This is a genomic window from Centipeda periodontii DSM 2778, assembly GCF_000213975.1.
Taxonomy (GTDB): domain Bacteria; phylum Bacillota; class Negativicutes; order Selenomonadales; family Selenomonadaceae; genus Centipeda; species Centipeda periodontii.
In genome coordinates this window covers 2443809-2469117 of sequence record NZ_GL892076.1, presented here as the reverse complement: position 1 = coordinate 2469117, position 25309 = coordinate 2443809, and the positions used below count along the sequence as shown (strand labels likewise).

22 protein-coding genes and 5 tRNA genes are annotated in these 25309 nt (G+C 57.7%); 22 read left to right on the top strand and 5 right to left on the bottom strand.

All coding sequences use genetic code 11. The annotated features are described in order from the left end of the window. Positions 1-7 precede the first annotated feature (7 nt). Genes HMPREF9081_RS11335 through HMPREF9081_RS11315 form a run of 5 tightly spaced genes read left to right on the top strand, consistent with a single transcriptional unit; the run spans position 8 to position 3897 of the window. On the top strand, positions 8-1225 hold the full coding sequence (locus HMPREF9081_RS11335) for a bifunctional 3,4-dihydroxy-2-butanone-4-phosphate synthase/GTP cyclohydrolase II (protein ID WP_040395163.1): 1218 nt from the start codon (positions 8-10) through the stop codon (positions 1223-1225). A 1-nt stretch (position 1226) separates the two neighbouring features. Continuing rightward, a complete protein-coding gene (ribH, locus tag HMPREF9081_RS11330) occupies positions 1227-1691 on the top strand; it encodes a 6,7-dimethyl-8-ribityllumazine synthase (protein ID WP_040395161.1) in 465 nt (154 codons plus the stop codon). A 4-nt stretch (positions 1692-1695) separates the two neighbouring features. Further along, the gene (yfcE, locus tag HMPREF9081_RS11325) at positions 1696-2259 is read left to right on the top strand and encodes a phosphodiesterase (protein ID WP_006307499.1); all 564 of its coding nucleotides are present in this window, start codon (positions 1696-1698) and stop codon (positions 2257-2259) included. Positions 2260-2266: 7 nt separating this feature from the next. Further along, complete coding sequence (gene hslO, locus HMPREF9081_RS11320; RefSeq protein ID WP_006307498.1) at positions 2267-3166, top strand: Hsp33 family molecular chaperone HslO; 900 nt, start codon at positions 2267-2269, stop codon at positions 3164-3166. Further along, the gene (locus HMPREF9081_RS11315) at positions 3163-3897 is read left to right on the top strand and encodes a M48 family metallopeptidase (protein WP_006307497.1); all 735 of its coding nucleotides are present in this window, start codon (positions 3163-3165) and stop codon (positions 3895-3897) included. Before hslO ends, HMPREF9081_RS11315 begins: the two co-directional genes overlap by 4 nt. A gap of 104 nt (positions 3898-4001) precedes the next feature. On the opposite strand, the gene HMPREF9081_RS11310 is transcribed toward HMPREF9081_RS11315, so the two are convergent. Beyond that, positions 4002-4550 carry a beta-class carbonic anhydrase gene (locus HMPREF9081_RS11310; RefSeq protein WP_040395158.1) on the bottom strand — a complete coding sequence of 183 codons (549 nt, stop codon included), beginning with the start codon at positions 4548-4550 and terminating at the stop codon, positions 4002-4004. Between the two features lie 84 nt (positions 4551-4634). Beyond that, on the bottom strand, positions 4635-4826 hold the full coding sequence (gene rpmB / locus HMPREF9081_RS11305) for a 50S ribosomal protein L28 (RefSeq protein WP_006307492.1): 192 nt from the start codon (positions 4824-4826) through the stop codon (positions 4635-4637). Positions 4827-5113: 287 nt separating this feature from the next. On the opposite strand from rpmB, the gene codY reads away from it, so the two are divergent. From codY to HMPREF9081_RS11280, 5 genes are all read left to right on the top strand, one after another. Beyond that, positions 5114-5944: a GTP-sensing pleiotropic transcriptional regulator CodY gene (codY, locus tag HMPREF9081_RS11300; protein ID WP_006307491.1), complete on the top strand. Its 831-nt coding sequence runs from the start codon at positions 5114-5116 to the stop codon at positions 5942-5944. 122 nt (positions 5945-6066) lie between these two features. After that, a tRNA-Glu gene (locus HMPREF9081_RS11295) sits at positions 6067-6141 on the top strand. A gap of 6 nt (positions 6142-6147) precedes the next feature. Next, positions 6148-6224: transfer RNA gene (locus HMPREF9081_RS11290), tRNA-Asp, on the top strand. Positions 6225-6235: 11 nt separating this feature from the next. Further along, positions 6236-6311, top strand: a tRNA-Phe gene (locus HMPREF9081_RS11285). An 82-nt stretch (positions 6312-6393) separates the two neighbouring features. Beyond that, on the top strand, positions 6394-7005 hold the full coding sequence (locus HMPREF9081_RS11280) for a DedA family protein (RefSeq protein WP_006307490.1): 612 nt from the start codon (positions 6394-6396) through the stop codon (positions 7003-7005). A gap of 59 nt (positions 7006-7064) precedes the next feature. Here the strand turns inward: HMPREF9081_RS11280 and brnQ are convergent, their stop codons facing one another. After that, complete coding sequence (brnQ, locus tag HMPREF9081_RS11275; protein WP_006307489.1) at positions 7065-8459, bottom strand: branched-chain amino acid transport system II carrier protein; 1395 nt, start codon at positions 8457-8459, stop codon at positions 7065-7067. A gap of 151 nt (positions 8460-8610) precedes the next feature. On the opposite strand from brnQ, the gene HMPREF9081_RS11270 reads away from it, so the two are divergent. The 10 genes from HMPREF9081_RS11270 (at position 8611) to HMPREF9081_RS11225 (ending at position 20196) form a co-directional block, all read left to right on the top strand. Next, positions 8611-9636, top strand: a complete 1026-nt coding sequence (locus tag HMPREF9081_RS11270) for a LacI family DNA-binding transcriptional regulator (protein WP_006307486.1) — start codon at positions 8611-8613, stop codon at positions 9634-9636. A gap of 138 nt (positions 9637-9774) precedes the next feature. Beyond that, positions 9775-11169, top strand: coding sequence for a glycoside hydrolase family 32 protein (locus HMPREF9081_RS11265; protein WP_006307485.1), 1395 nt, complete (start codon positions 9775-9777; stop codon positions 11167-11169). Between the two features lie 12 nt (positions 11170-11181). Beyond that, positions 11182-12453: an oligosaccharide MFS transporter gene (locus HMPREF9081_RS11260; RefSeq protein ID WP_006307484.1), complete on the top strand. Its 1272-nt coding sequence runs from the start codon at positions 11182-11184 to the stop codon at positions 12451-12453. 158 nt (positions 12454-12611) lie between these two features. Further along, positions 12612-12686: transfer RNA gene (locus tag HMPREF9081_RS11255), tRNA-Gly, on the top strand. 6 nt (positions 12687-12692) lie between these two features. Beyond that, a tRNA-Cys gene (locus tag HMPREF9081_RS11250) sits at positions 12693-12766 on the top strand. Between the two features lie 73 nt (positions 12767-12839). After that, entirely contained in the window at positions 12840-14153 is a 1314-nt protein-coding gene (gene miaB, locus HMPREF9081_RS11245) for a tRNA (N6-isopentenyl adenosine(37)-C2)-methylthiotransferase MiaB (protein ID WP_006307477.1), read from the top strand. Between the two features lie 304 nt (positions 14154-14457). Then, positions 14458-17049, top strand: a complete 2592-nt coding sequence (gene mutS, locus HMPREF9081_RS11240) for a DNA mismatch repair protein MutS (protein WP_006307476.1) — start codon at positions 14458-14460, stop codon at positions 17047-17049. Then, a complete protein-coding gene (gene mutL, locus HMPREF9081_RS11235; protein ID WP_006307475.1) occupies positions 17046-18929 on the top strand; it encodes a DNA mismatch repair endonuclease MutL in 1884 nt (627 codons plus the stop codon). Before mutS ends, mutL begins: the two co-directional genes overlap by 4 nt. Further along, entirely contained in the window at positions 18929-19726 is a 798-nt protein-coding gene (locus tag HMPREF9081_RS11230) for a class I SAM-dependent methyltransferase (RefSeq protein ID WP_006307474.1), read from the top strand. The genes mutL and HMPREF9081_RS11230 overlap by 1 nt, the downstream gene beginning before the upstream one ends. A 92-nt stretch (positions 19727-19818) precedes the next feature. Beyond that, positions 19819-20196 carry a TIGR02530 family flagellar biosynthesis protein gene (locus tag HMPREF9081_RS11225; RefSeq protein WP_006307473.1) on the top strand — a complete coding sequence of 126 codons (378 nt, stop codon included), beginning with the start codon at positions 19819-19821 and terminating at the stop codon, positions 20194-20196. Between the two features lie 47 nt (positions 20197-20243). Here the strand turns inward: HMPREF9081_RS11225 and HMPREF9081_RS14730 are convergent, their stop codons facing one another. Next, positions 20244-20378: a hypothetical protein gene (locus HMPREF9081_RS14730; RefSeq protein ID WP_280956279.1), complete on the bottom strand. Its 135-nt coding sequence runs from the start codon at positions 20376-20378 to the stop codon at positions 20244-20246. On the opposite strand from HMPREF9081_RS14730, the gene HMPREF9081_RS11220 reads away from it, so the two are divergent. Both HMPREF9081_RS11220 and HMPREF9081_RS11215 read left to right on the top strand, forming a co-directional pair. Then, positions 20365-22407 carry a flagellar hook-basal body complex protein gene (locus HMPREF9081_RS11220; RefSeq protein WP_040395152.1) on the top strand — a complete coding sequence of 681 codons (2043 nt, stop codon included), beginning with the start codon at positions 20365-20367 and terminating at the stop codon, positions 22405-22407. The two genes, HMPREF9081_RS14730 and HMPREF9081_RS11220, sit on opposite strands and share 14 nt — an antisense overlap. Positions 22408-22592: 185 nt before the next feature. After that, a complete protein-coding gene (locus HMPREF9081_RS11215) occupies positions 22593-23936 on the top strand; it encodes an anaerobic C4-dicarboxylate transporter (protein ID WP_006307470.1) in 1344 nt (447 codons plus the stop codon). A gap of 362 nt (positions 23937-24298) precedes the next feature. On the opposite strand, the gene HMPREF9081_RS11210 is transcribed toward HMPREF9081_RS11215, so the two are convergent. After that, positions 24299-25195, bottom strand: coding sequence for a LysR family transcriptional regulator (locus tag HMPREF9081_RS11210; RefSeq protein ID WP_006307468.1), 897 nt, complete (start codon positions 25193-25195; stop codon positions 24299-24301). Positions 25196-25309 lie beyond the last annotated feature (114 nt).

Sequence of the window (25309 nt, the reverse complement as noted above, 5' to 3'; positions counted from 1 at the left end):
AGATAGTATGTCAGATTTTGCAACGATTGAACAGGCAATCGAGGACATTAAAAACGGCAAGATGCTCGTCGTCGTGGACGATGAGGATCGCGAGAACGAGGGCGATATCATTGTCGCCGCAGAAAAACTCACGCCGGAACATATGAATTTCATGGCGACGTACGCGCGCGGGCTGATCTGCACGCCGATCATCGGCAGCCGTCTGGACGAACTTGCGATTGGGCAGATGGTGGAGAACAACACGGACAATCACGAGACGGCGTTTACGGTCAGCATCGACGCGTACGATACGACGACCGGTATCTCGGCATTCGAGCGCTGCCACACGGTGAAGATGCTGATCGACCCGCAGGCAAAGCCTTCGCATTTCCGCCGCCCGGGACACATCTTCCCCCTGCGCACGGTCGAGGGCGGTGTTCTGCGCCGTGCCGGACACACGGAGGCGACCACGGATCTCGCGCGCATGGCGGGGCTCTTTCCTGCGGGAATGTGCTGCGAGATCATGGCGGACGACGGTCACATGATGCGTACGCCTGAGCTCAAGGCGTTTGCAAAAAAGCACGGGCTGAACATCATTACGATTGCGGATCTCATCGAGTTCCGCAAGCATACGGAGACGTTTGTTCATCGCATTTCGGATGTGGATTTTCCAAGCAAATACGGACATTTCCGCCTGATTGCCTACGAGAACACCCTCAACAAGCGCTGTGATCTCGCCGTGGTGAAGGGTGATGTGCGCGGCAAGGAGAATGTGCTCGTGCGCGTACACTCGGAGTGCCTGACGGGCGATGCACTCGGCTCGATGCGCTGCGACTGCGGCGATCAGCTTGCGGCGGCGATGCGGCAGATCGAGGCGGAGGGCGAGGGTGTCGTCCTCTACGTGCGGCAGGAGGGGCGCGGCATCGGGCTTGCGAACAAGATGCGCGCGTACGCCCTGCAGGATCAGGGGCGCGATACGGTCGAGGCGAACGTCGAGCTCGGCTTTGCACCGGATCTCCGCGACTACGGTCTTGGCGCACAGATTCTCGCTGACCTTGGGCTGACCACCATTCGCCTGATGACGAACAACCCCGCGAAGCGTGCGGGACTGGAGGGCTACGGGCTGAAGATCGTCGAGCGCGTACCGATCGTCATGCACACGAATGAGTTCGATCGCCGCTATATGACGGTCAAAAAGGAAAAGATGGGGCATATGCTGACGGATGAGGAATTGGGAGGAAAGTAAGATGGCTAATATGATTGAAGGCTATATCAGCGGTAGGGGACTTAAATTCGGCATTGTTGCGGCACGCTTCAACGAGTTCATTGTGAGTAAGCTGGTCGGCGGTGCACTCGATACGCTGCATCGTCACGAAACGGCGGACGACGACATTGACGTGGCGTGGGTGCCGGGTGCGTTCGAGATCCCGCTTGTGGCAAAGAAGATGGCGGAGAGCGGCAAGTACGATGCGGTGCTCTGCCTCGGTGCGGTCATTCGCGGCTCGACGACGCACTACGACTACGTCTGCAATGAGGTGTCGAAGGGCGTGGCGCAGGTCGGACTCCAGACGGGCGTGCCGACGATCTTCGGTGTGGTGACGACGGAGAACATCGAGCAGGCGATTGAGCGCGCGGGCACGAAGGCGGGCAACAAGGGCGCAGATGCGGCGATGGCGGCGATGGAGATGGCAAGTCTCCTCGGAAAGCTGTGAGCCTATGAAGATCGGAATACTCAGCGATACGCACGGACATGAGGGTGCATGGGTACGTGCGTGCGAGAAGTTCTTCACGGGCGCCGACCTGATCCTCCATGCGGGCGATGTTGCCTACCACGGGCCGCGCAACCCGATGAAGGCGGACTACAATCCGATGGGGCTGATCGAGCGCATCAACGCCTCGGAGATCCCCGTCATCATCGCCAAGGGCAACTGCGACTCCGACGTGGACGCGAGCTGCCTCGAAGTCCCACTTATGTCCCCCTATGCCTACGTTTTTTGGGAGGGGCGGCGGATCATCGTCACGCACGGTGATGCCGTGATGACGGATGCGGAAAAAGACGCGATGGCGAAACACCTCAAGGCGGATCTTTTCATCAGCGGACATATTCATGTGACCGTACTCGAAAAGCGCGGCAATACCGTCTTTCTCAATCCCGGCTCCGCTGCGCTCTCGAAGCGTCCCGACGGGCGCAATACCGTTGCCGTCCTTGAGGATGGTACGATACGGATTTTTGACATAGATACGGGCGACGTTCTGCACGAACTCGCGCTGGATTGGTAAGGGAACTATGGATCAGCTCGTTAAGGCGACAGCGGCGCATGGGCAGCTGCGCGCGTTTGCGGCGGTGACGACGGATGCGGTCGCCGAGGCGATGCGGCGGCATGACTGTTATCCCGTTGCAGCGGCGGCACTTGGGCGCACGATGACGGGGGCGCTCCTCTTTGCCGCGAATCTCAAGAACAAGGAATCTGTCACCGTGAAGTTCAAGGGAGACGGCCCCCTCGGCACGGTGACAGCGGACGCGACGGCGGAGGGCTCTGTACGCGGCTATGTCGACCATCCGCATGTCAATCTCCCGCTCAACGCGCACGGTAAGATCGATGTGGGCGGCGGTATCGGCGCGGGGATTCTCTCCGTCACGCGCTTCACGGGACTGAAAGAGCCTGTGACGGGCAGCGTTGACATCACAAACGGAGAAATTGCCGACGATCTTATCGCCTACCTCTACACCTCCGAGCAGACACCGTCATCCATCGGGCTCGGCGTGCTCGTCAGCCCCGAACTGCAATGTCTCGGCGCGGGCGGCTTTCTCATCCAGCCGATGCCGGGCGCATCCGATGAGACGATCGATCGACTCGAGGAAAACCTAAAGGGCATTTCCTCCGTTTCCCATATGGTCGAGGAGGGACTGGATGCAGCGGGCATCATCGGCAAGATTCTCGGCGGCTTCGATGATGTGAAGCTCCTTTCGACCACCGACCTTGCCTTTCGCTGCAACTGCTCGAAGAACTACATCACCGATCGTCTGCTGACGCTCGGCGAGGAGGATCTGCGTGCGCTGCGTGACGACGGCACGGCAGAGGTGAAATGCCACTTCTGCAACGAGGCATATACATTTGACCGCGCGGATCTGAGCGCTATCTACAACGTCGCGCAGAAGATGCGTGCGATGCGCGCGGGCAAATGAGGCGGAAGGTGCGCCTCCTGCGGGAGCAGGAGATCACGGTGGATGGTTTGCGGGCGGTGATCCGCTACAAGAACATCAAGAATCTCTACCTTCGCGTCGCCACCGAGGGCGGACACATCGAACTGAGCGCGCCGCAGAGGACGGCGCTGAGCGAGATCGAGAACTTTGTTCGCCGCAGGCGTGCATGGATTGACGAGCGCCGGCGGCGCATTTGTGCGCATGCAGAAAAGCCCGTACGCACGTATGCTGATGGGGAGCGGATACGACTCTGGGGCACGGAATACCCGCTCGTTATTCGTCCGCTCATACACGGCAAAGCCTATGCGGAACGCACGGACAACGCGATCGTGCTTTATATCCCCGAGGGCGCGGATACAGACATGCGCCGCGCGGCAATCGTGGCACTCTATCGTGCGGAACTTGGGGTGGAAATCGAACGCGAGGCACCCGCCTGTGAGCGCATCGTCGGTAAGCGTGCCGCACGTTGGCGCATCCGCGCGATGAAGACACGCTGGGGCAGCTGCAACGTCCGCACGGCGGCGATTACACTCAACCTCCAACTCGCACAGTACGATGTGCGCGCCCTGCGCTACGTCATCACACATGAGCTCACGCATCTCTGGGTGCGAGGGCATGACGCCCGGTTCTACGCGCGCATGGATAAATATTTTCCCGACTGGAAGACCGTGCGCAGAGAGCTGAATGAATGGGTGAGGACAGAAGAACTTTGACATGAAAAAAGAACGCGTCGTGCAACGCGTTCTTTTTCACATATGGGCTTATGGAAGCCCTGATAAATCCAGCACTACCATCTTGGCGCATCTTTTTTGTCCGCTTATTCCCCTGCTCCAATCTTCTCTGCTTCCTCCACCCGGCTCAGGCGCCCCGTGTTCACGTCGTAGACATAGGCGTGAATACGAATCGAAGCGGGGACGAGCGGATGCGTGCGCAGACGGCGTACATCGCGGACGAGGTTTTCCTCGATCGAACCGCTGATCGGCATAAAGTCGATGTAGTGCGCCTCCGTTGCATCAATTCCATGCACATCGGCATCCGCAGCAAAGAGGTCGCGCGCCTCCTCGTTCGTAAAGCCCTGCATACCACAGTGTGTGTGCTGGATGATGAACCATTCCTTTGTCCCGAGCATCTTGTAGGAGATGAGGAGGGAACGAATGACATCGTCCGTCACGCGCCCGCCTGCGTTGCGGATGACATGGGCGTCTCCTTCTGTGAGATTTGCGAACTTCGCCGGATCGAGGCGGCAGTCCATACAGGTGACGATGGCGATGCTGCGCGCCGGATGGTGCGAGAGTGCGCCCTTGTCCCCAAATGCGGCGGCATAAGCCTCATTTGCTGTAAGAATCTCTTTCACATTCGTGCTCATTCGACCAATCCTTTCGCTCTCCATGTAATCCCTAAAGAAAAAACCGCCCGATCTCCCGGACGGTTCTCTCTATGCACTGATTGCTTACACGGCACGCTCGACGTTGCCGGAACGCAGGCAGCGTGTGCACACATTGACGTGTTTGACCTCACCCTTCACAAGGGCGCGGACACGCTGAATATTCGGCTTCCACTTGCGTTTCGTCTTCACATGGGAGTGGCTCACGTTGTTGCCGCTCATCGGCCCCTTGCCGCAGACCTCGCATACACTTGCCATTGCTACACCTCCTCGACGCGCACTTCTCTCAAGTCGCGCGCAATACCGTGCTATTATACTACGATTCCCGCTATTAGGCAAGATGCTGAGAAAATTTTTCCACATACGATTGCCTGAGCCTATGGGACGATAGTAGGATTTTATTCGTTAAAAATGAAAAACATTCAAGTTTTTCTTGATATTTGGAAAAAATGTAGTATTATATCTATAGAAGGAAAAATGTCTTTTACGGGGTGTGGTTATTTGTTTCGGACTGTGCGGACAGTTCGAGAAAGAGGGGGATTCAGATGATTACGTTGCTGGGAAAAACACGGCAAATCAATCGTCTGCTTCAGCGTTCGGAAAGCGTTGAGTACGATGGGATTTCACGTGTATTGAGCAATGTCCTTGAGGCGAACGTCTACATCACGGACGAGGGCGGTAAAATTTGCGGATATGCTCTCTTCGATGATGACGACGACCTCATGATGAACGAGGCGATCGAGCTGGGGCAGTTCCCGCGAAAGTATGTCGACTGGCTCAATCGGCTGGAGGAGACGCACGCCAATATCCGCGTGGATACAGACGGTGCGTCGTATGAAAAAGAGATGGCGGAGCTGTTTCGTGAACAGAACATCGTCATCACACCGATCTATGGTCCACGACGCAGACTGGGGACTCTCGTTGTGGCAAGCGGTAAGAAAGAGTTCGGGGATCCTGACCTCCTGCTCTCGGAATATGGCGCAACCGTAGTCGGTATGGAGATGCTGCGCGACGCCGCGCAGCGGAACGAGGTCGAGGCGCGTCAGCGCGAGGCGGTACGCATTGCGGTGGAAACACTTTCGTACTCCGAGCGCAAGGCGGCGCACGCGATTCTGCAGGAGCTCGCGAGCCAAGGGAAGTTCGAGGGCAGGCTGATCGCATCGCGCATTGCCGATGAGGCGAAGATCACGCGCTCGGTCATCGTCAACGCGCTCCGCAAATTTGAGTCCGCGGGCGTCATCGAGTCGAAGTCGCTCGGCATGAAGGGGACGTTCGTGCGCGTCACGAATTCCTACCTCATGGAGAAGCTGCCCGAACTCGAGGAGTATGCCTCCGATGTCCAGTGGGCGAATCTCGGCAGCGGTGTCAATCTTTGACAAAGCGTTCATATTATAGCGCAGATAAAAGAGGTTGACAAGCGGTCAAAAATCCCATATAATTGCCTTCGTGAGTGTGCGGCGGATACCCCCGCGGGTAGTCCGCCGCAATTCATGATTTCGGCGCGTTGGTCAAGTGGTTAAGACACCGCCCTTTCACGGCGGCTTCACGGGTTCGAATCCCGTACGCGTCACCAAAGTTCGGCCCGGTAGTTTAGTTGGTTAGAATGCCGCCCTGTCACGGCGGAGGTCGTGGGTTCAAGTCCCATCCGGGTCGCCATTTTTCCTTTCGCCTCGGTAGCTCAGTTGGTAGAGCAGGGGACTGAAAATCCCCGTGTCAGTGGTTCGATTCCGCTCTGAGGCACCACCATGGATTTGGATCTCCAGTACAGATTTGCACTGGGGATTTTTTTGTAGAGTTACCGCACATACCCAAAGGAGATTTTACCGTGGAATATTTCTCTCAGATATTTCTTTCGTTCATTTCCTCATGGGGCTATGTCGCCGTCGTCGTGCTCATGGCGGCAGAGAACGCCTGCATTCCGATCCCAAGCGAACTCATTCTCGGCTTTGCGGGCTATCTCATCTCTGCGGGCCATATGTCGTTTGAGGGGGCGCTGCTCGCGGGTATGGCAGGCGGACTCCTTGGCTCCGTTTTTGCATACGAGGTCGGCGCGCGCGGCGGACGTCCGTTCGTAGACAAGTACGGGAAATATTTCTTCATCAAAAAATCCCACGTCGATACGGCGCAGGATTGGTTCGACCGCTATGGACTCAAGGCGGTGTTTTTCAGCCGCATGCTGCCCGTCATTCGCACGTTCATTTCGCTGCCCGCAGGCTTTGCACGCGTCGATACGAAGCGTTTCTTTACCTACACCATCGCAGGATCCCTTCCGTGGACGGCGGCGATCATCTACGCAGGCATGATGCTTGGCGAGAACTGGACGGATCTCATGGAGTACGGGCATGAGGCGAGCATCATCTTCGTCATCTGCTCCGTTATCGCGATCGTCTATTTCTATCTCAAGTGGAAGAAGAAAAAGAAGCGTCGGCTGCGCTGAAGCACAAGAAAAGCGTCATCTGCACGAGACTTTTATGCAGATGACGCTCTTTTGCTTCCTTACGCTTCCTCCGCCGTCACCGGAGCTGTCTGAAAGAGCGATACGCCGAAGCCGACGAGTGTACCGACGATTGCGGGACAGACCCAGCCCATCATGATTGCATAGAACGGAATATACTCTACAAGCAGCGCGTGTACCGGAGCGCTGCTCAGACCTGCTGCATGCAGACCGTCGATCAGTGAGAAAATGAGCGTCAATGCCATCGCGCCCTGATAGATGCTCTTGCGCCATCCGATAAAGCGGTCGAAGAGCGAGAGAATGACGAACACGATGATGAGCGGATAGATTACGACGAGGAACGGAATCGCAAGGGCGATGATTTGTGTCAGACCGATATTCGATGCGGCAAAGCTGAAGAGAATCGAGAAGAGGAGCAGGCGTTCATACGAAACGCGCCCCTTCAGCAGCTTGTTGAAGAACATCGCGGCACTCGAGGTAATGCCGCAACAGGTCGTCAGGCATGCGAGACCGATGATAACGGCAAGGAGCAGATTTCCTGCTGCACCAAAGAAGATGTCGACCGCGCCCGAGAGAATCTGACCGCCGTTCTCCGAGTGGCTGAGCACGGATGCGCTCGTCGCGCCGATGTAAGCGAGTGAGCCGTAGACCACTGCCATCAGCGTAACTGTGATGAGCCCCGAGACGAGGCACGCGGCGCCGATGGCGCGGCTGTCCGTGATCCCGCGCAGACGCACGGCGTTCGCTATGAGCGCACCGATGGCGATCGAGGCGAGCAGATCCATCGTCTGATAGCCGTCCTGGAATCCCTGTGCGAACGGTGCGTCGATGTAGCTGCCCGTCGGTGCAAGGATATTTCCGAGCGGGGCGTGGAACGCCTGCACAAAGAGGATGGCAAGGACGAGCAGGAGCGCAGGTGTCAGCATCTTGCCCACGCGGTCGATGATCTTGTTCGGGTTCAGCGCGAGATAGTAGGACGTCGCAAAGAAAATCGCCGTGTAGATGAGCTGACCGAGCCCGAGATTTTCCTCACCGAGGAACGGGCGGATGCCGATCTCGAACGAAACGGCACCGGTACGCGGCATCGCGAAGAGCGGCCCGATGATGAGATAGAGGATGACGAGCAGTACCGTTGCAAAGCGCGGCCACGTCTTCTCGTGGAGCAGAGAGGCGTATTCGCCGCCCGCGAGTGCGATCGCCGTGATGCCGAGCAGCGGAAGTCCGACGCCCGTCGTCATGAAACCCAGCATCGCGATCAAGGTGTGATCGCCCGCCGCCTGTCCGAGCGCGGTTGGGAAGATGAGATTGCCGGCGCCGAAGTAGATGGAGAACATCATAAAGCCGAGCGTCAAGAGGTCTTTCTTTTTCAATGAGTTTATGGCAGTTCCCTCCAAAATTGTTACACAGAATAACAATGAAAATACAATATCCTTCATTATTACAGAATATGAAGCCCCTGTCAAATGTTTTGGCGTGAGCGCGAAAAAAAGGTAATGAAGCGGGAATTTTTTTCCGCAGGGATGGGCGGGAAAGAAGGGAAAAGACATAAAATCTTGAATTTGAGAATTACTGATACAATCTGTGTATATGGAGAAAAGCTATGAAGATGTATGGAACGGGCAGGAAGATGGAGCACATATGGCGCGGATAAAGGATGTGGCACGGGAGGCGGGCGTTGCGGCGAGCACCGTGTCTCTCGTCCTGAACCAAAAAGGCTATGTCTCGGAGGCAACGCGCCAAAAAGTCGAGGCGGCGATGAAAAAGCTAAACTATATCCCGAGCGAGGTGGCGCGGAATCTCTCGCTCAGCCGGACGCAGACCATAGGCGTCATCCTGCCGTCACTCTCGCACCCCTTCTTTGGTGAACTCGCGGAGGAGCTGGAGGCGGCGCTCTATCATCTGGACTATAAAATGATGATCTGCTGCACGCAGGCGAAGGAGAATTCCGAGCGCGACTTTGTGGATATGCTGCGGCGGCGGACAATGGACGGCATCATCATGGGGGCGCACTCGCTCGACCTCTCCATTTACGACGGCCTCGATCAGCCGATCATCGCATTCGATCGTATCATCAATCCGCGTATCCCGATTGTCCACTGTGACCATCGGCGTGGCGGGCAGCTCGCGGCGGAGGCGTTCCTGCGCGCGGGCTGCGGGCGCATCGCGGACATCATCGGCTATCAGGGCGTACACTCGCCCGCACACGAGTATCACCGCGCATTCCGCACCATCATGGAGGCGTACGGCGTGGAGGTACACGTCATCGAACTGCCGTGGAACGCATTCGGTTATGCGGACTTTTTGCAGACGGCGGAGCGCCTCTTTGCAGAGTACCCCGCCGTTGACGGTATCCTCGGCGCGGACATGGTCGTCGCCGCCTGTCAGCACAGTGCCGTCGCGCGTGGATACCGTATCCCCGAAAAGCTAAAGCTCATCGCGTATGACGGCACAAGCTTCACGTGCACGGGGGCGCAGCCAATCACTGCGGTGCGGCAGCCGATCAGGCAGCTCGCACGGCTCGCGGCGGAGAAAATCGTGCGGCGCGTCAAAGGGGAGATGGACGACCTGCCGTGCACCTGCGAACCGGAACTCATCGAAAGAGAAACCTGCTGACGGGGTTCTCTTTTTTTATTGAAAAAATGTCGCATTTTCCCCAAAATCCTATTGACATTTTATCGCAAAATAACTATGATGCATATATCGAACCGGTTCGATACTAGAAACGGACGGCATGGATGAGGGGGAACGAGCATGATGGACAAGATCAAAGAAGAAATCAGGGTTACGAACGGGCGTTATCGTCTGGGCTATCATCTGATGACGAAGGGCGGATGGATGAACGACCCGAACGGCTTCTCCTATTTCAAGGGATACTATCATATGTTCTATCAATATTACCCGTACGCATCGGAGTGGGGACCGATGCACTGGGGGCACGCGCGCAGCGTGGATCTTGTGCACTGGGAAACGCTGCCGATCGCGCTCACGCCGGGGGACATGGAGAGCGGGTGCTTTTCGGGCAGTGCCGTGGTCTTTGAGGATAAGCTCTGGCTGATCTACACAGGACATCATTACATCGAGCCGGGCGACCCCGAATCGTTCTATGAAAATCAGAATCTTGCTTACAGCGAAGATGGCATTCACTTTACGAAGTACGAGGGCAATCCTGTGCTCCGTATGCCCTCAGACAATACGAAGCACTTTCGCGACCCGAAGGTGTGGCAGGAGGGCGATGTGTTTTACATGGCTCTCGGCAGTCAGGCGGCAGACGGTCTCGGGCGCGCGCTGCTCTACCGTTCGCGTGATCTGAAATCGTGGGAGCAGGTATCCGTGCTTGCGAAGGCAAAGAATCTCAAGGAAGAGGGCTATATGTGGGAGTGCCCCGACTTCTTCCGACTGGACGGTGCGGACATCCTTCTCATGTCGCCGCAGGGACTCGAGCCGGACGGTGACCGCTACCGCAATCTCAACCAGACAGGCTATCTCATCGGCACACTGGATGAAGAGACGCATACGCTCACGCACGGCGGCTTTCGCGAGATCGACTGCGGGCACGACTTCTACGCGACGCAGACCATCCTGACACCCGACGGGCGGCGTGTCATGGTTGCATGGATGAATGCGTGGGATTCGCCGATGTACGAAAAGGCAGACGGTTGGGCGGGCGCGCTCACCGTCCCGCGTGAGCTGCGTGTCGTGGACGGTACAATCCGACAGTCTCCCGTATGGGAGCTCAAGCAGCTGCGGCAGGAAGCACTGCATGACGGGAACTTGGAATGCGGGCGCACGTACGATGTGCCGCGCACCTCAGAAGTTCTGCTCGCGGTGCAGGACATCGGAGAAGGGACGCTCCTGACGCTCACGGACGGCACGCATACGCTGACGCTGACCCCCGATCATGCATGCGGGCGGTTTGTCCTGAATCGTACGACGAAGGACGGGGAGCGTGCGGCACAGCTGCATGAGCTTACGCACATGACGCTGCGGATCTACATTGACCGCAGCTCCGTCGAAATCTTTGTGAATGACGGCGTGCTTACCTTTACCGAGCGCATCTACTTCGATGCAGATGTGCGTCTGACGGTACATACGGGCGCGGCGGTCGGGACAATTTACGCGCTCGAATCCGAGAGCAATCAATACTGAGGGGGAAGAGTCATGGCGAGTCTGAGCACAGCGATGTTTCGCAATCCGTTCTTTCGTGCAAGTTCCATTGAGATTCTGATGTTTTTTGCGGGGTGGGGGATCTGGTGGTCGTTCTTCCAGATTTGGCTCACCTCGCAGCAGGGCTTCACGGGCGCGCAGGTCGGCACGATCTATTCCTTCGGCTCGGCGGCGGCACTGGTTCTGATGTTTGTCTACGGATCGATTCAAGATAAACTCGGTATGAAAAAGACATTGATGATCTTTCAGATCGTCTGTCAGATTCTGCTTGCACCGTTCTTTACATGGGTGTACGTGCCGATGCTCGAGGCGAATTTCTATCTCGGCGCGCTTGTCGGCGCGATCTATCTCTCGATTGCCTACCTCGCCGCCTGTCCCGTCTTTGAGGCGGTTACGGAGCGCATGAGCCGCCGCTTTAATTTCGAGTACGGACAGGCACGCGCATGGGGTTCGCTCGGTTACGCCGTCTCGGCACTGTGCGCGGGCTTCCTCTTCACCATCAATCCCTATCTCATCTTCTGGACGGGTTCCGTCGTCTCGGCACTCCTGCTCGCCGTGCTCCTGACACTCAGACCGGAAAATAATGCGGCACTGCGCGCACAGTACGAGAACCGTAGGGAGAGCGCGAAGGAGAGTCAGACACCCACGCTGCGTGACATCCTCGGAGTGTTCAGGATTTTCGATGTCTGGAAAATCATTGCGTTCATTATCATGAGCTGGACATTCTACGTTGTATTTGACCAGCAGATGTTCCCCGAGTTCTTCACGCGCTTCTTTGACACACCTGCCGAGGGGCAGCAGGCATACGGCATTCTGAACTCCATCCAGGTGTTCTTTGAGTTCATCATGATGGCGCTCGTGCCGATTCTCATGAAGAAAATCGGCGTACGTCGCACGATCCTTCTCGGCTGCTGCATCATGATCGTGCGCATCGGCGGCTGCTCCCTCGTCACGAATCCGCTCGGTGTCGCGGCGGTCAAGCTTCTCCACGCGCCCGAGTCCGCAATCTTCATTCTCGCTATCTTCCGTTACTTCACACTGCACTTCGATACGCGCATCTCCGCCACACTCTACATGGTCGGCTTTCAGATTGCCGCGCAGATCGGACAGATCATCTTCTCCACACCGATGGGGGCGTTGCGCGATCAGATCGGCTACCAGAGCACCTTCACCGTCATCGCCGGCATCGTCGCCGTCGCAGGCATCTATGCCTTCTTCATCCTCCGCAAAGACCCTGTCGAGGAGGAACCGAAGCTTGCCGCATGATGCATAAAAGGGGCTATGATAAATGATATGGGGAGAGTCGTGGACCATGGCTGTCCGTAATTTTCGACCGTAGACCTGTATAAAATTTAGTCTTGACAAAGGATGGAGTTATGGATATAATTTCTAAGTGTCGCTCGTGCGGCGCAGGAAGATTATATGCGGAAGTAGCTCAGTGGTAGAGCACCACCTTGCCAAGGTGGGGGTCGCGAGTTCGAGCCTCGTTTTCCGCTCCATCTTTCGGCGACATAGCCAAGTGGTAAGGCCGAGGTCTGCAAAACCTTTATCCCCAGTTCGATTCTGGGTGTCGCCTCCAATATGAAATGCGGTCTGGAAGGATTTCTTCCAGACTTTTTTACTATGTGTCTGTGTAAAATGAGAGGAAACGAATGCGGGGACGTTACAAGATACTTGTCTACGGCTGCCAGATGAACATCGCCGATGCCGAGCGCATGGAGGGGCAGCTGCAATCTGCGGGATACGTACGCACGGAGGAGATGGCGGACGCCGATATCATTCTCATCAATACCTGCTGTGTGCGTGAGACGGCAGAGGACAAGGTCTACGGCAAGATCGGCGAGATCAAGAAGATCAAGGAGCAGAATCCGAAACTGATCTTCGGCATCGCGGGCTGCATGGCGCAGAAGGAGGGGGATAACCTCATGCGCCGTGCGCCGCACATCGACTTTGTGCTCGGTACGGGGAAGGTGCAGGAGCTTGCGCGCATCGTTGCCGAGATTGCGGCGGAGCATTCGCCTGTCGTGGACGTGACGCTCTCGGACAGTGAGATCGCGGAGAACCTGCCCGTCGCACGCGGTGGAAAGTTCTCCGCGTGGGTGCCGATCATGTACGGCTGTAACAACTACTGCACTTACTGCATTGTGCCCTACGTGCGCGGACGTGAGCGCAGCCGCGCACCGGAGGAGGTCGTCGCGGAGGTGCGCCGTGCGGTCGCGGAGGGGTATCGCGAGGTGACGCTCCTTGGGCAGAACGTCAACTCGTATGGGAAGGACCATAGGGCGGCGGACTTCGCCGATCTCCTGCGCATGGTGGATGAGGTGGAGGGCATCCGCCGCGTGCGCTTTATGACATCGCACCCGAAGGACATCAGCGACAAGCTCATTGACACGATCCAAAGCGGCACGCATATCTGTGAGCACATCCACCTGCCCGTGCAGTATGGCAGTACACGCATCCTCAAGGCGATGAACCGCGGCTATACGGTGGAGAAGTACCGCGAGCGCGCACGCCGCGTGCGCGAGGCGCTGCCGGAGGCGAGTCTGACGACCGACCTTATCGTGGGCTTCCCGGGGGAGACCGACGAGGACTTCGCCGAGATGCTCGCGTTCCTGCGTGAGATGCGTTACGACTCGGCATACACCTTCCTCTACTCGAAGCGCTCGGGTACGCCCGCCGCAAACATGGCGGATCAGGTCGCGGACGAGGTGAAGCATGTGCGTCTGAACGCGCTCATGGAGGAGCAGAATGCGATCAGCCGTGCGATCAACGACCGCCTTCTCGGCGCCCAGCTCGAGGTCATGGTCGAGGGCGCGAGCAAGAACGATCTGAACGTATGGAGCGGGCGCACGCGCACGAACAAGATCGTGCTCTTCCCGCATGGGACAGAGCAGGAGGGCGACTTCGTGCAGGTGCGCATCACGCAGCCGCAGACATGGGTGCTGAAGGGCGAGATCGTTCATTGATTACGATGTGAGCCCTACGCGAACACCTCGTTACGCAAGTGATCGCACGCTTATTCGCCTAAATACCTGCGAATTCCAAACGCGCTTCGCTTGAACGAATAAAATTCGCAGGGGGCGAAACGCGAGTTTTTCTCACTTGCTTCACTAGGGTTCGCTCAGGGCTTCACATCATGTACACACCGCACACTCACAAAGCCTCCCCTGCCAGAGCGGGGGAGGTGGCACGCGTCAGCGTGACGGTGGGGGCGCTTTGAACAATGCGCTGCTATCTTTTGTTTTTATCACATGATTTAGGAGGTTCGTTATGGACGCGCAGAACGTCACGCCGATGATGCAGCAATACCTGAGCGCGAAAGAGGCGCATCCGAACGAACTGCTCTTCTTTCGCCTCGGCGACTTCTACGAGATGTTCTTTGATGATGCAAAGATCGCCGCAAAGGAGCTCGGACTGACGCTTACGAGCCGCAGCGGCGATCTCGATAAAAGCCCCATGTGCGGCGTGCCCTACCACGCGGCGGACAGCTACATCGCGCGTCTTGTCGCAAAGGGGTTCAAGGTGGCGATTGCCGAGCAGATCGGTGATCCGAAGGCAAAGGGATTGACGCATCGTGAGGTAGTCAAGGTTGTGACGCCCGGCACAACGCTCTCGGATGACCTGCTGCGCGACGCTGCAAATAACTATATTGCACTTCTTCATGAAAAAGAGGATGGAACTTTTGTCCTTGCTGGCGCGGACATCTCGACGGGTGAGTCCTTCTATGCCTCCTATGCGGGCGAGAACGCCGCACAGCAGATGCTTGACGAGCTCTACCGCCGCATGGCGGCAGAGCTCCTTATGACGGAGGGATTCTCCCTCGCGGATGATGTGCGTGCCTTTGCCGTGCAGCGCCTCCCGCACTGCGCCATCGGGGCGGTTGCGCCACAGACAGATGACGAACTCCTCGTGCAGCATTTTCCTGCTGCGGAGATTCCGACGGATGCGGGCACACGGACGGCGGTTGCGACACTCCTGCGCTACCTTCACGATACGGTAATGGCTGACCTCTCACAGCTGAATCACCTCTCCTTTCTCGATGCAGCGGATACGATGCAGCTTGACACCTACACGCTCCGCAATCTCGAGATCACGCGCAGCCTGCGTGACGGCGGCAAGAAGAACACGCTCTTTGACGTGCTCGACTTCACGCGCACGCCGATGGGTACGCGCCTCCTGAAATCGTGGCTCGAGCATCCGCTGCTCGTACCGCACCGTATTGATGCTCGTCTGGATGCCGTGGCGGAGCTGGTCGAAAAATCCCCGCTGCGTGCTTCTCTGCGCGACCACCTGCGCTCGGTCTATGACTTTGAGCGCCTTTTGACGCGCATTGAAACACAAACGGCGAACGCGCGCGATCTGGTCGCTCTGCGTGTCTCCCTTGCGGCACTCCCTGCCATACGTGAAACGCTCAGCACGGCAGAGAGCAATCTTCTCACGCGCGTGTACGCGGCGATTCAGACATTTGACGAGCTGCGCGATACGCTCGAGCGAGCCATCGTCGATGAGCCGGGGCTTTCCGTGCGCGAGGGCGGCATCATTCGCACGGGTTACGACGCTGCGCTCGACGAACTGCACGCATTTTCCCATGACAGCAAAACCCTGTTGCAGGAGATGGAGGAGCGCGAGCGCACACGCACGGGGATCAAGACGCTCAAGATCGGCTACAACAAGGTCTTCGGCTACTACATCGAGGTGCGCCACAGCGGACGGGATCAGGTTCCGGACGACTACATCCGAAAACAGACACTCGCGAACACGGAGCGCTTCATTACGGAGGAGCTGAAGGTCTTCGAGGCGAAAATCCTCGGTGCAGAGGAAAAGATCACGGCGCTCGAATATCATATCTTCACGCAGCTGCGTGAGCAGGTCAAGGCGCAGCTCGTCCCCATCCAGAACGTTGCGCGGGCGATTGCGCGCGTCGATGTTCTCCAGAGTCTCGCGGAGGCGGCGGCAAGTTATCGCTACGTGCGGCCGAGGGTGACGGCGGGCGGTGCGATCCTCATACGGGACGGACGTCACCCGCTCGTCGAGCGCATCCTGCAGCGTGAGGTGTTCGTTCCGAACGATACCGACATTAGTCACGGCGGGACGGAAACGATGCTCATTACGGGACCAAACATGGCGGGCAAGTCCACCTACATGCGGCAGGTTGCACTCCTCACGCTGATGGCGCAGGTCGGCAGCTTTGTCCCCGCGCGCACAGCGGAGATTGCGCCCGTCGATCGCATCTTTACGCGCATCGGTGCGAGCGATGATCTCGTGAGCGGGCAGAGCACGTTTATGGTGGAGATGAACGAGGTCGCGCAGATCCTGCGCGAGGCGACGCGTGACAGCCTCGTCATCCTCGATGAGATCGGGCGCGGCACGAGCACGTTCGACGGCATGAGCATCGCGCGCGCCGTCGTGGAACACATCGACACGAGAATCCATGCAAAGACGCTCTTTGCAACGCACTACCACGAGCTGACCGACATGGAAAACGAGCGCATTCGCAACTACTGTATTGCCGTCCGCGAGAAGGGGAAAAAGGTTGCATTCCTGCGGCGCATTGTCGCCGGCGCAGCCGACAAGTCCTATGGCATCCACGTGGCACGTCTCGCAGGACTGCCCGCGAAGGTGACGGAGCGCGCGGAGGAAATTCTGCACGCGCTGGAACAAAAAGAGGCGCAGAGCGAAGGCGCAGCGCCCATCCCGGCAAGTCGGGAAACAAAGCCCGCAGACGGAATGACATCCCTCTTTGCGGACGGGACGCTTGCGGAGTTACGGACACTTGATGTTATGACCATGACGCCGCTCGAGGCGATGAACACACTCTATCGCCTGCAGGAACAGGCACGGAAGGAGGCAGGGCAGGCATGACGCAGATTCACGTATTGGACGATACGACCATCAATAAGATTGCAGCGGGCGAAGTTGTCGAGCGCCCCGCCTCCGTCGTGAAGGAGCTGGTCGAGAACGCGATGGACGCGGGCGCAACGGCGATTGAGATTGAGATTGTGGGCGGCGGCGTCAGTTTCATCCGCGTGACGGACAACGGGCGCGGTATGACACGCACCGATGCACAGACGGCAATCCTGCGCCACGCAACGAGTAAGATTACCTCCGTTTCGGATTTGCAGACCGTTGCGACACTCGGCTTTCGCGGTGAGGCATTGCCGACGATCGCATCCGTCTCGCGCTTCTCACTCCTCACGCGAAAGGAATCGGACGATCTCGGCACGCGCGTTGATATCCTCGGCGGCAAGCCGCCTGAGATTGAGGAGGCGGGCTGTGAGATCGGGACGACCGTGCGTGTGGAGGAGCTTTTTTTCAATACGCCCGCGCGCAAGAAGTTTCTCAAGACGAATACAACCGAGGCGGGCAGGATCAGCGACTATGTGATCCGTCTTGCGCTTTCGCGCCCCAACATCGCGTTCCGTTTCATCAACAACAACCGCCTCACGATTCTAACGGCGGGGGACGACAGTCTGCGCCATGCGATCGAGAGCATCTACGGAGGCGATGTGGCAGGCGCTCTGATTCCGCTTGACTTTAACGATTCGGATGCCGAAATTCGTATCACGGGCTACATCTCGAAGCCGTCTGTGGTCCGCAGCAGCCGCGCGTGGCAGACGTACATTGTCAACGGACGCACGATCCAGAACCGCGCGATTGCAAAGGCGATTGACAACGTCTACCGCGCCCTTGTGCCGAAGATGGGCTTCCCCCTTGCCGTCCTCTGCATCGAGGTGCCGCAGCGCACGATCGACGTGAACGTCCACCCGCAAAAGATAGAAATGAAATTCGAGGACGAGGGGCGCATCTTCAAGGCAGTCTACAAATCCGTGCTCGACGCGATCCGCTCCGTGACGGGTGAGAGCGCGGCAATCGCGGCATCGGTTGAAAAGCCAAAATTCCACTGCGAAGCCGTGCCACTCAACGTTGGCACACCTGTCAGCGAAGGTCCATACACCGCACGCACACCTACCTCTGCAAATACACACACAAACAACTACGTCCTGCCGCCCGTGCGTCCGCAGACCGTGCATGAGGCGGTGCGGTGGAGCGGGCAGCGCGTTGACCTGCGCGCGGTGCAGGATCGTGTTGCCGCCGCGCGCAGCGAGGAACGTACGGCGCTTGTTGCGGCAGCGAGCGCACAGGAGGAGGGCATCGAGATGGAGGGGAATCTCCTCCCCATCGGGCAGGTCGATCTCACCTACATCATTGCTCAGAGTGCACAGAGTCTTTACATTGTCGATCAGCACGCCGCACACGAGCGCATCCTCTTCGACCGCTTCTCCGCACAGGCAGATGGAATCCCGTCCCAGCAGATGCTTGTGCACGCGATTCTCTCCTTCGATGCGCGTGAGGCGCAGTACATTGACGAGAACGCAGAGCTGTTCGACCGCCTTGGTTTTCATCTGGAATCTGCGGGGGAGCGCACCTACCGCCTCACGGAGGTGCCCGCCGATATTCCGACGGATGAGGCGGAGGATATCATCCGTGAGATTCTCATCTCGCTCGGTGATCTGCACGCTGCGACACCTGCGAACCTGCGGCAGGCAGGGATTGCCACGATGGCGTGCCGCGCGGCGATCAAGGCAGGCGAGGAGCTGAATGTGCGGCAGATGGAGATCCTGCTTGAGGAACTGCGCGCGACGCCGTTCCCGTTTACCTGCCCGCACGGGCGTCCGACGATCCTGCGCTTCGGCACGCATGATCTGGCGAAGATGTTCAAGCGCACGGGGTTTAATCTCTGATGGCGGCGGGCAGTGCGATTGTCACGACTGTGCGGCGGGGGACACGGTACACGGAGGCGAACCGCGCACTTGCGGCGCGCACGGCAAAGGAGCTCGGCATTCCCAACGTTCTGCGCGGCAATGATTCGATTGAGGAACTGCGCAAGACGTACAATGTGGATGCCGTGCTCGTTGCGCGGCAGGGACTTCTCACCCTCGTGACGACGGAGGGTGAACTCTTTTTTCATCCGGGTATGGCGCATCTGCGCATGAAAAATCTCCTCCTCGGTCATGGTGACCACCTCGTTCGTGCGCTTGGACTTACGGAGGGAATGCACGTCCTCGACTGCACCCTCGGTATTGGGGCAGATGCGATTGTCGAGAGTTTTGCCGTAGGAGCGTCGGGAAGTGTCACGGCGCTTGAGTCGAATGCGCTCATTGCGGCAGTGATTGCGGACGGACTCGCACACGCAATCGGGGACAACTATGATATGCACGCGGCAATGCGCCGCATTGTGGTGCATCATGCGGACGCACTCACCTTCCTGCGTGCAGCGGCGGACAAGGGCTATGATGTTATTTACTTCGATCCGATGTTCCGCCGTCCCCTCCACGAGAGCGCGGGCATGAACGCCCTGCGCGTACTTGCGGATATGCGTGCGCTGACGGAGGAGACGATTGCCGAGGCACGACGTGTCGCCCGTTGTCGCGTCGTCATGAAGGAACGCCGCGGGAGTGCGGAGTTTGCCCGCCTCGGCTTCGATACCATCATGGGCGGCAAGTACAGCCGCATCGCATACGGTGTGATGGAACTCTAAAAATCTTTATTTCCATTTAAGTTTATCTCACATTCCACCGATATACACGGTGGAATCTTTTATTCTAACAATAAAATAGAGGAGGTGATGCGATGAGAATTGCAGACGATTCGATAGCGCTGGTCGGGCAGGGAAGCAGGGGGACCGACCACGGACGAAGGACAATGGGCAGCAGCGGAGCGTCGTTTGCACAGGTACTCGAGGGAGCAAAGGCGCGCGTTCGCTTCTCGCAGCACGCAGAGGAGCGGTTGCAGCGACGCGGTGTGATGCTCACGAACACGGAGCTCGAGAAGCTCGGCAGTACGATTGACCGCATGCGGGAGAAGGGCGCAAGGGAAGCCCTGATCTACATGAGGGACAGTACGGCGATGGTCGTCTCTGTGACGAACCGCACCGTGATCACGGCACTGGATGACGTGACCGCGGCAGACAGCATTTTTACGAATATTGACAGTGCAGCCATCATCTGACGAAGCTGGACCTACGGGAGGCTTTTGACCGCGCGCGACTGGTGCGGTCAGTAGGAGGCGGATGCCTCCAAAACATCGGCAGCACAGTAAATCCCTGCGGGGATTGTGTTTGCTATGCAGAGATGGCTTTCCTTTGCACTGTCACAAAAGGCAAAGGAGAGATTCATTATGATGCGTTCCATGTTCTCGGGTGTTTCGGGACTCAAAGGTCACCAGACCCGCATGGATGTTGTCGGCAACAACATTGCGAACGTCAATACGACGGGCTTCAAGGCGAGCCGCGTCACGTTCGCGGATATGATCTCGCAGAACCTTTCGGGTGCAGCCGCACCGACGGGGACGGTCGGCGGCGTGAACGCGAAGCAGATCGGACTCGGCATGGCGGTGGCGAGCACCGACCTGATCTACACGAACGGCTCCGTGCAGCAGACGGGTAAGAACACGGACGTTGCGATCTCGCGCGGCGACGGGCTCTTCGTCGTGAAGCGCGGCAACCAACAGTACTACACGCGCAACGGTGCGTTCGTCTTTGACGGCGAGGGCAACCTCACGCTCCCGAACTCAGGTCTTTACGTGCAGGGCTACATGGCGAACAACGGTGTCCTCAACGTTGCGGGCGACAACACAACGAAGATTCAGATCCCTGCGGGCAAGTCGATGGAGGCAACGGTCACATCGACGGCGTCCTATACGAAGAACCTGAATGCGTCGACGCCGGGCTATGAGGTGGGGAACATCCTCGTGCGCTATGCAGACGGCACATCGGAGACCACCGGCAACTATACGCCGAACGAGGTCGGCAAGCTCGTCCTGACCATGGACAACGGCAAGAAGATCTACCTGGATTCCAGTGCACCCGCACAGACGGTCGGCACCAACCCGACGGGCACGCTCTACAGCTCCACGATCTCCAATGTCACCGCAAGTGCAACGGGCCATGTGGATGCGACGCTTGAGATGGATCCGGCAAACTCCTCCAGTCCGAAGGAGATCAACGGCTCATCGACGACGGTCATCACGCGTACGGGCGCGACATCGCTGACGAGTGGGACCTATGCCTATGGGGATCGGTTCAATATCAGCGGAAAGATCACGAGCGTTGTCAGCTCGCCGCCCTCCGATGTTATCCTGACACTGGGTACGGACAATACGATTAACCCGGGCAGTGTCGTTACGGTGAAGGTGCCGAATCCGACCAGCTTCACCTACGCGGTCGGCGATACCTATACGGGACAGCTCAAGGTCACGAGTCTCACACCGCAGGCGGGTGCAACGGTGACGACGGCGGACGGCAACAGTGCCAAGCTGACGGCTGCCCTTCCCGCCATTACAAGCACGTCTACGCCGTATGCACATACGGGCAGTGCGACGGATGGAACGATCAAATCGATTACACGTGAGTCCACCTATCAGTTCAGCGGCAAGACCGTTTCCGGTGTCGTGCTGAACACGAAGAGCGGTACGTCGGTCGACGGTCTGATCGGCAAGAGCTATGCGCGGAACGATACGTTCTATCCCTCGGTGGCATCGACGATCGAGGTCTATGACTCGCTCGGCGCGAAGCATTCCGTGCCTGTCGTCTATACGAAGACGGCGAATAATACGTGGCAGCTCTCGCTCGGTAGCGGCGGCGACACGTTCAATATCACGGAGGCGGACGGAACGTCGACGACGGTTTCGCTCACGAAGACGGATCTCACCTTTGATACCGCCGGCGCATACGTCAGCGGCTCGGCTTCGCTGAACCTCACCTACACGAACGGCGCCGCTCCGCAGCAGGTATCGCTGAACCTCGCGGCGATTACGCAGTTCTCGGGCACGTCGACGATCGCGGCGACCTCGGACGGCAACGCAGCAGGTACGCTCGCAAGCGTTGACATCGACAGCTCGGGCGTCATCACGGGCACGTACACGAACGGCGTCCGTCAGAAGGAAGCCCAGATCGCAATGGCGCAGTTCAACAACCCGTCGGGTCTTACGAAGATGGGCGGCAACCTCTATCAGGAGTCGAACAACTCCGGCACGCGTACGATCAGCGGTGCATCCGACATCGGCACGGAGCTGACCACCTCGGCGCTCGAGATGTCGAACGTCGACATCGCCGATCAGTTCTCCGACATGATCATCACACAGCGCGGCTTCCAGTCGAACTCGAAGATCATCACCGTTTCGGATGAGATGCTTGAAACGCTCATCAACATGAAGCGGTAAAACGGATAGCTTTCTCGAAAGGGCTGCCCCTATGGGCGGCTCTTTTGTTTTGGCTATCCTATCAACATAGCTTACATTTATGCATCCTAGGCTTTACTAATAACAGCTGCATGATGTATAATACAATGCGTTGTGTTATCTCTGTGCAGGATGGGGACTCTGTATAGAATGGGGGAATTATATTTATGGAAATGCTCTTGGGCTTTATTGTCCTCTTGGTCTGCCTGATTGTCGGTGTACGGCACGGTGGACTTGGACTCGCGGTCATCAGTGGATTCGGTCTCGTGATCTACACATTCGTCTTTGGCTATCAGCCGGGTAAGCCGCCGATCGATGTCATGCTCATCATCCTCGCGGTCGTTACCTGCGCGGGCTTCCTGCAGACCTCGGGCGGACTCACAGTTATGCTGAAATACGCGGAGAAGTTCCTGCGCAACAACCCGAAGCATGTCACGATCCTCGCGCCGCTGACGACATGGTTCCTGACGGTGCTTTGCGGCACGGGCCACGTGGTCTACACGATGTTCCCGATCATCTACGATATTGCGATCAAGCAGGGCATCCGTCCCGAGCGTCCGATGGCAGTATCGTCCGTTGCATCCCAGATGGGCATCTGCGCCTCGCCCGTGTCGGTCGCGGTCGTCTCAATGGTCGCGTTCCTCTCCGTCTCGGGGCATGAGTTCTCAGTGTTCCAAGTGCTCTCCGTTTCGATTCCGGCGACGGGACTCGGTGTGCTCTTTGCAGCTCTTTGGAGCTATCGCCGTGGCAAGGATCTTGAGCAGGATGATCGATTCCAAGAGTTCATCCGCGATCCGGAGAACAAGAAGTATGTCTATGGCGATGCGGAGAGCCTGATGGATAAGGAGCTCCCGACAGAGTACTATCGCGCCATGTTTATTTTTTTTGCGGGCATCATTGCAATTGCAGTGCTCGGCAACTTCCCGGAGCTCCTGCCGAAGTTCCCGCCGAAGCCGGATGCTGCGCCGAAGGCGATCTCGATGGTCGTTGTCATCCAGATGGTCATGCTCCTCGTGGGCGCGACGATTCTTCTCTCCTGCAAGGTCAAGGCGAAGGATGTCGGCAACTCGCAGGTGTTCCGCTCGGGCGTGGTCGCACTCGTCTCGGTCTACGGCGTTGCGTGGATGGCGGATACCTACTTCATGAACCACATGGGATTCCTCAAGGATTTTCTCGGCTCTGCCGTGCAGAACTATCCGTGGGCGTATGCGGTGCTCGCGTTCCTCACGTCGAAGCTCGTGAACTCGCAGGGCGCGGCGATCGCGATCGTGGTGCCGATGGCGCTGAACGTGGGCATGGATCCCATTCTTGTCCTCTCGTTTATCTCGGCGTGCTACGGCTACTTCTTTCTGCCGACGTACCCCTCCGATCTCGCGTGCATCGGCTTCGACCGCTCGGGCACGACACGCATCGGAAAGTACATTCTGAACCATTCGTTCATGATTCCGGGACTCATCGGCGTCGCCTCGGGCTGCTGCGTCGGCTATGTGGTCGCGCATCTGATTTTCTAGGGATTGATTGCATGAAAAAAGGGGCTGTTGCACGAGCGCCCCTATCGGCTCGCTGCGCTCGCCACTTACTGACCTGTCCGAGAAGCAAGCCCATAGGGCGCAGCTGATCGGGTAACAGGTCGTATGGGAAAACGTCCCGCAAGTCAAATCCGAAGGATGCAGACGCGCGGATGACGTTGACCGCTCCCCCGCTCTGGCGGGGGAAGCTAAGATACCATAATCCTAGCCTCCCCCGCCAGAGCGGGGAGGGGGACCGCGTAAGCGGTGGAAGGGGCGCTTGTAGCGATACTGCTAACATAACAACAAGGGCTGTTGCACGAAGTTTTCCAACTTCGTGCAACAGCCCCTTGTATATGTGCTTCTCAGAGCATCGTATGATCCGGCTGATGGCTGAGGATATCCTTGCTGAACTCGATGAAGGATTGTGCCGCACGCGAGATGTAGCGGTCGCGCTTCCACGCAAGACCGACATCCACGAACACAGGCGTAGCGAGGGGGAGCGCACGGATGCCAGGGGTGTCGCGCACGATCATGTCGAGCAGGAAGGCATTTCCAACACCGCTCGCAACGAGTCCCATGATGGTGACGACTTGGTTGGACTCAAGCACGATGTTTGGTGTGACACCTGCCGTTTTCATCTTTTGCAGCATGGTCTGCCGGAGGAAGGAGCCTTCCTTGAGCATGATGAGATTACGATCCTCGATGTCCTGCAGCGTGATCGCCTTTCGTGCGGTGAGGTCGCTGTCCTCCGGTACACAGCAGACAATCTGACTGCGAGCCATTGGAAGCAGCTGCAAATTCGGCGATGTATCGGGAATGATGATGATGCCGAAGTCCAGCTCGTCACGTTCAAGCTGTTCGCGGATGGCGACGGATCCTTCCTCGTGCAGATAGACATCGAGATGCGAATAACGGCGCTGAAAGCTCGAGAAGATTTTCGGAAAGAGGTAGGCACCCATCATCGGCGGAATACCGATCTTGATCGTGCCCTTTTGGAGCTGCTTGTAGTCGTTGACTTCGAGCACGGCATCCTGTATGTTGCGTAGCGCAACTTCGACGCGTCCGAGAAAGACCGCACCTTCGGGTGTAAGGGAGAGCTGTTTCTGACTGCGGTCAAAGAGCTGTATGCCGAGCTCGCCCTCGAGTTTTTTGATCGCAACGGTGATATTCGGCTGGGAAACGCGGAGGCGTTCGGCGGCGCGCGTAATATTCTTGAGCCGGCTCGCCATCTGGAAATATTCCAACTGCCGTAGTTCCATAAGACCATCCTCCAAATAAATTTTTTTTATGCGCTTCCTATTATATCATACTTTCGATGAATATATGATAGGATAACACAAATTTATTGAAAAATTTTCTTGAGTTTTTTGGAG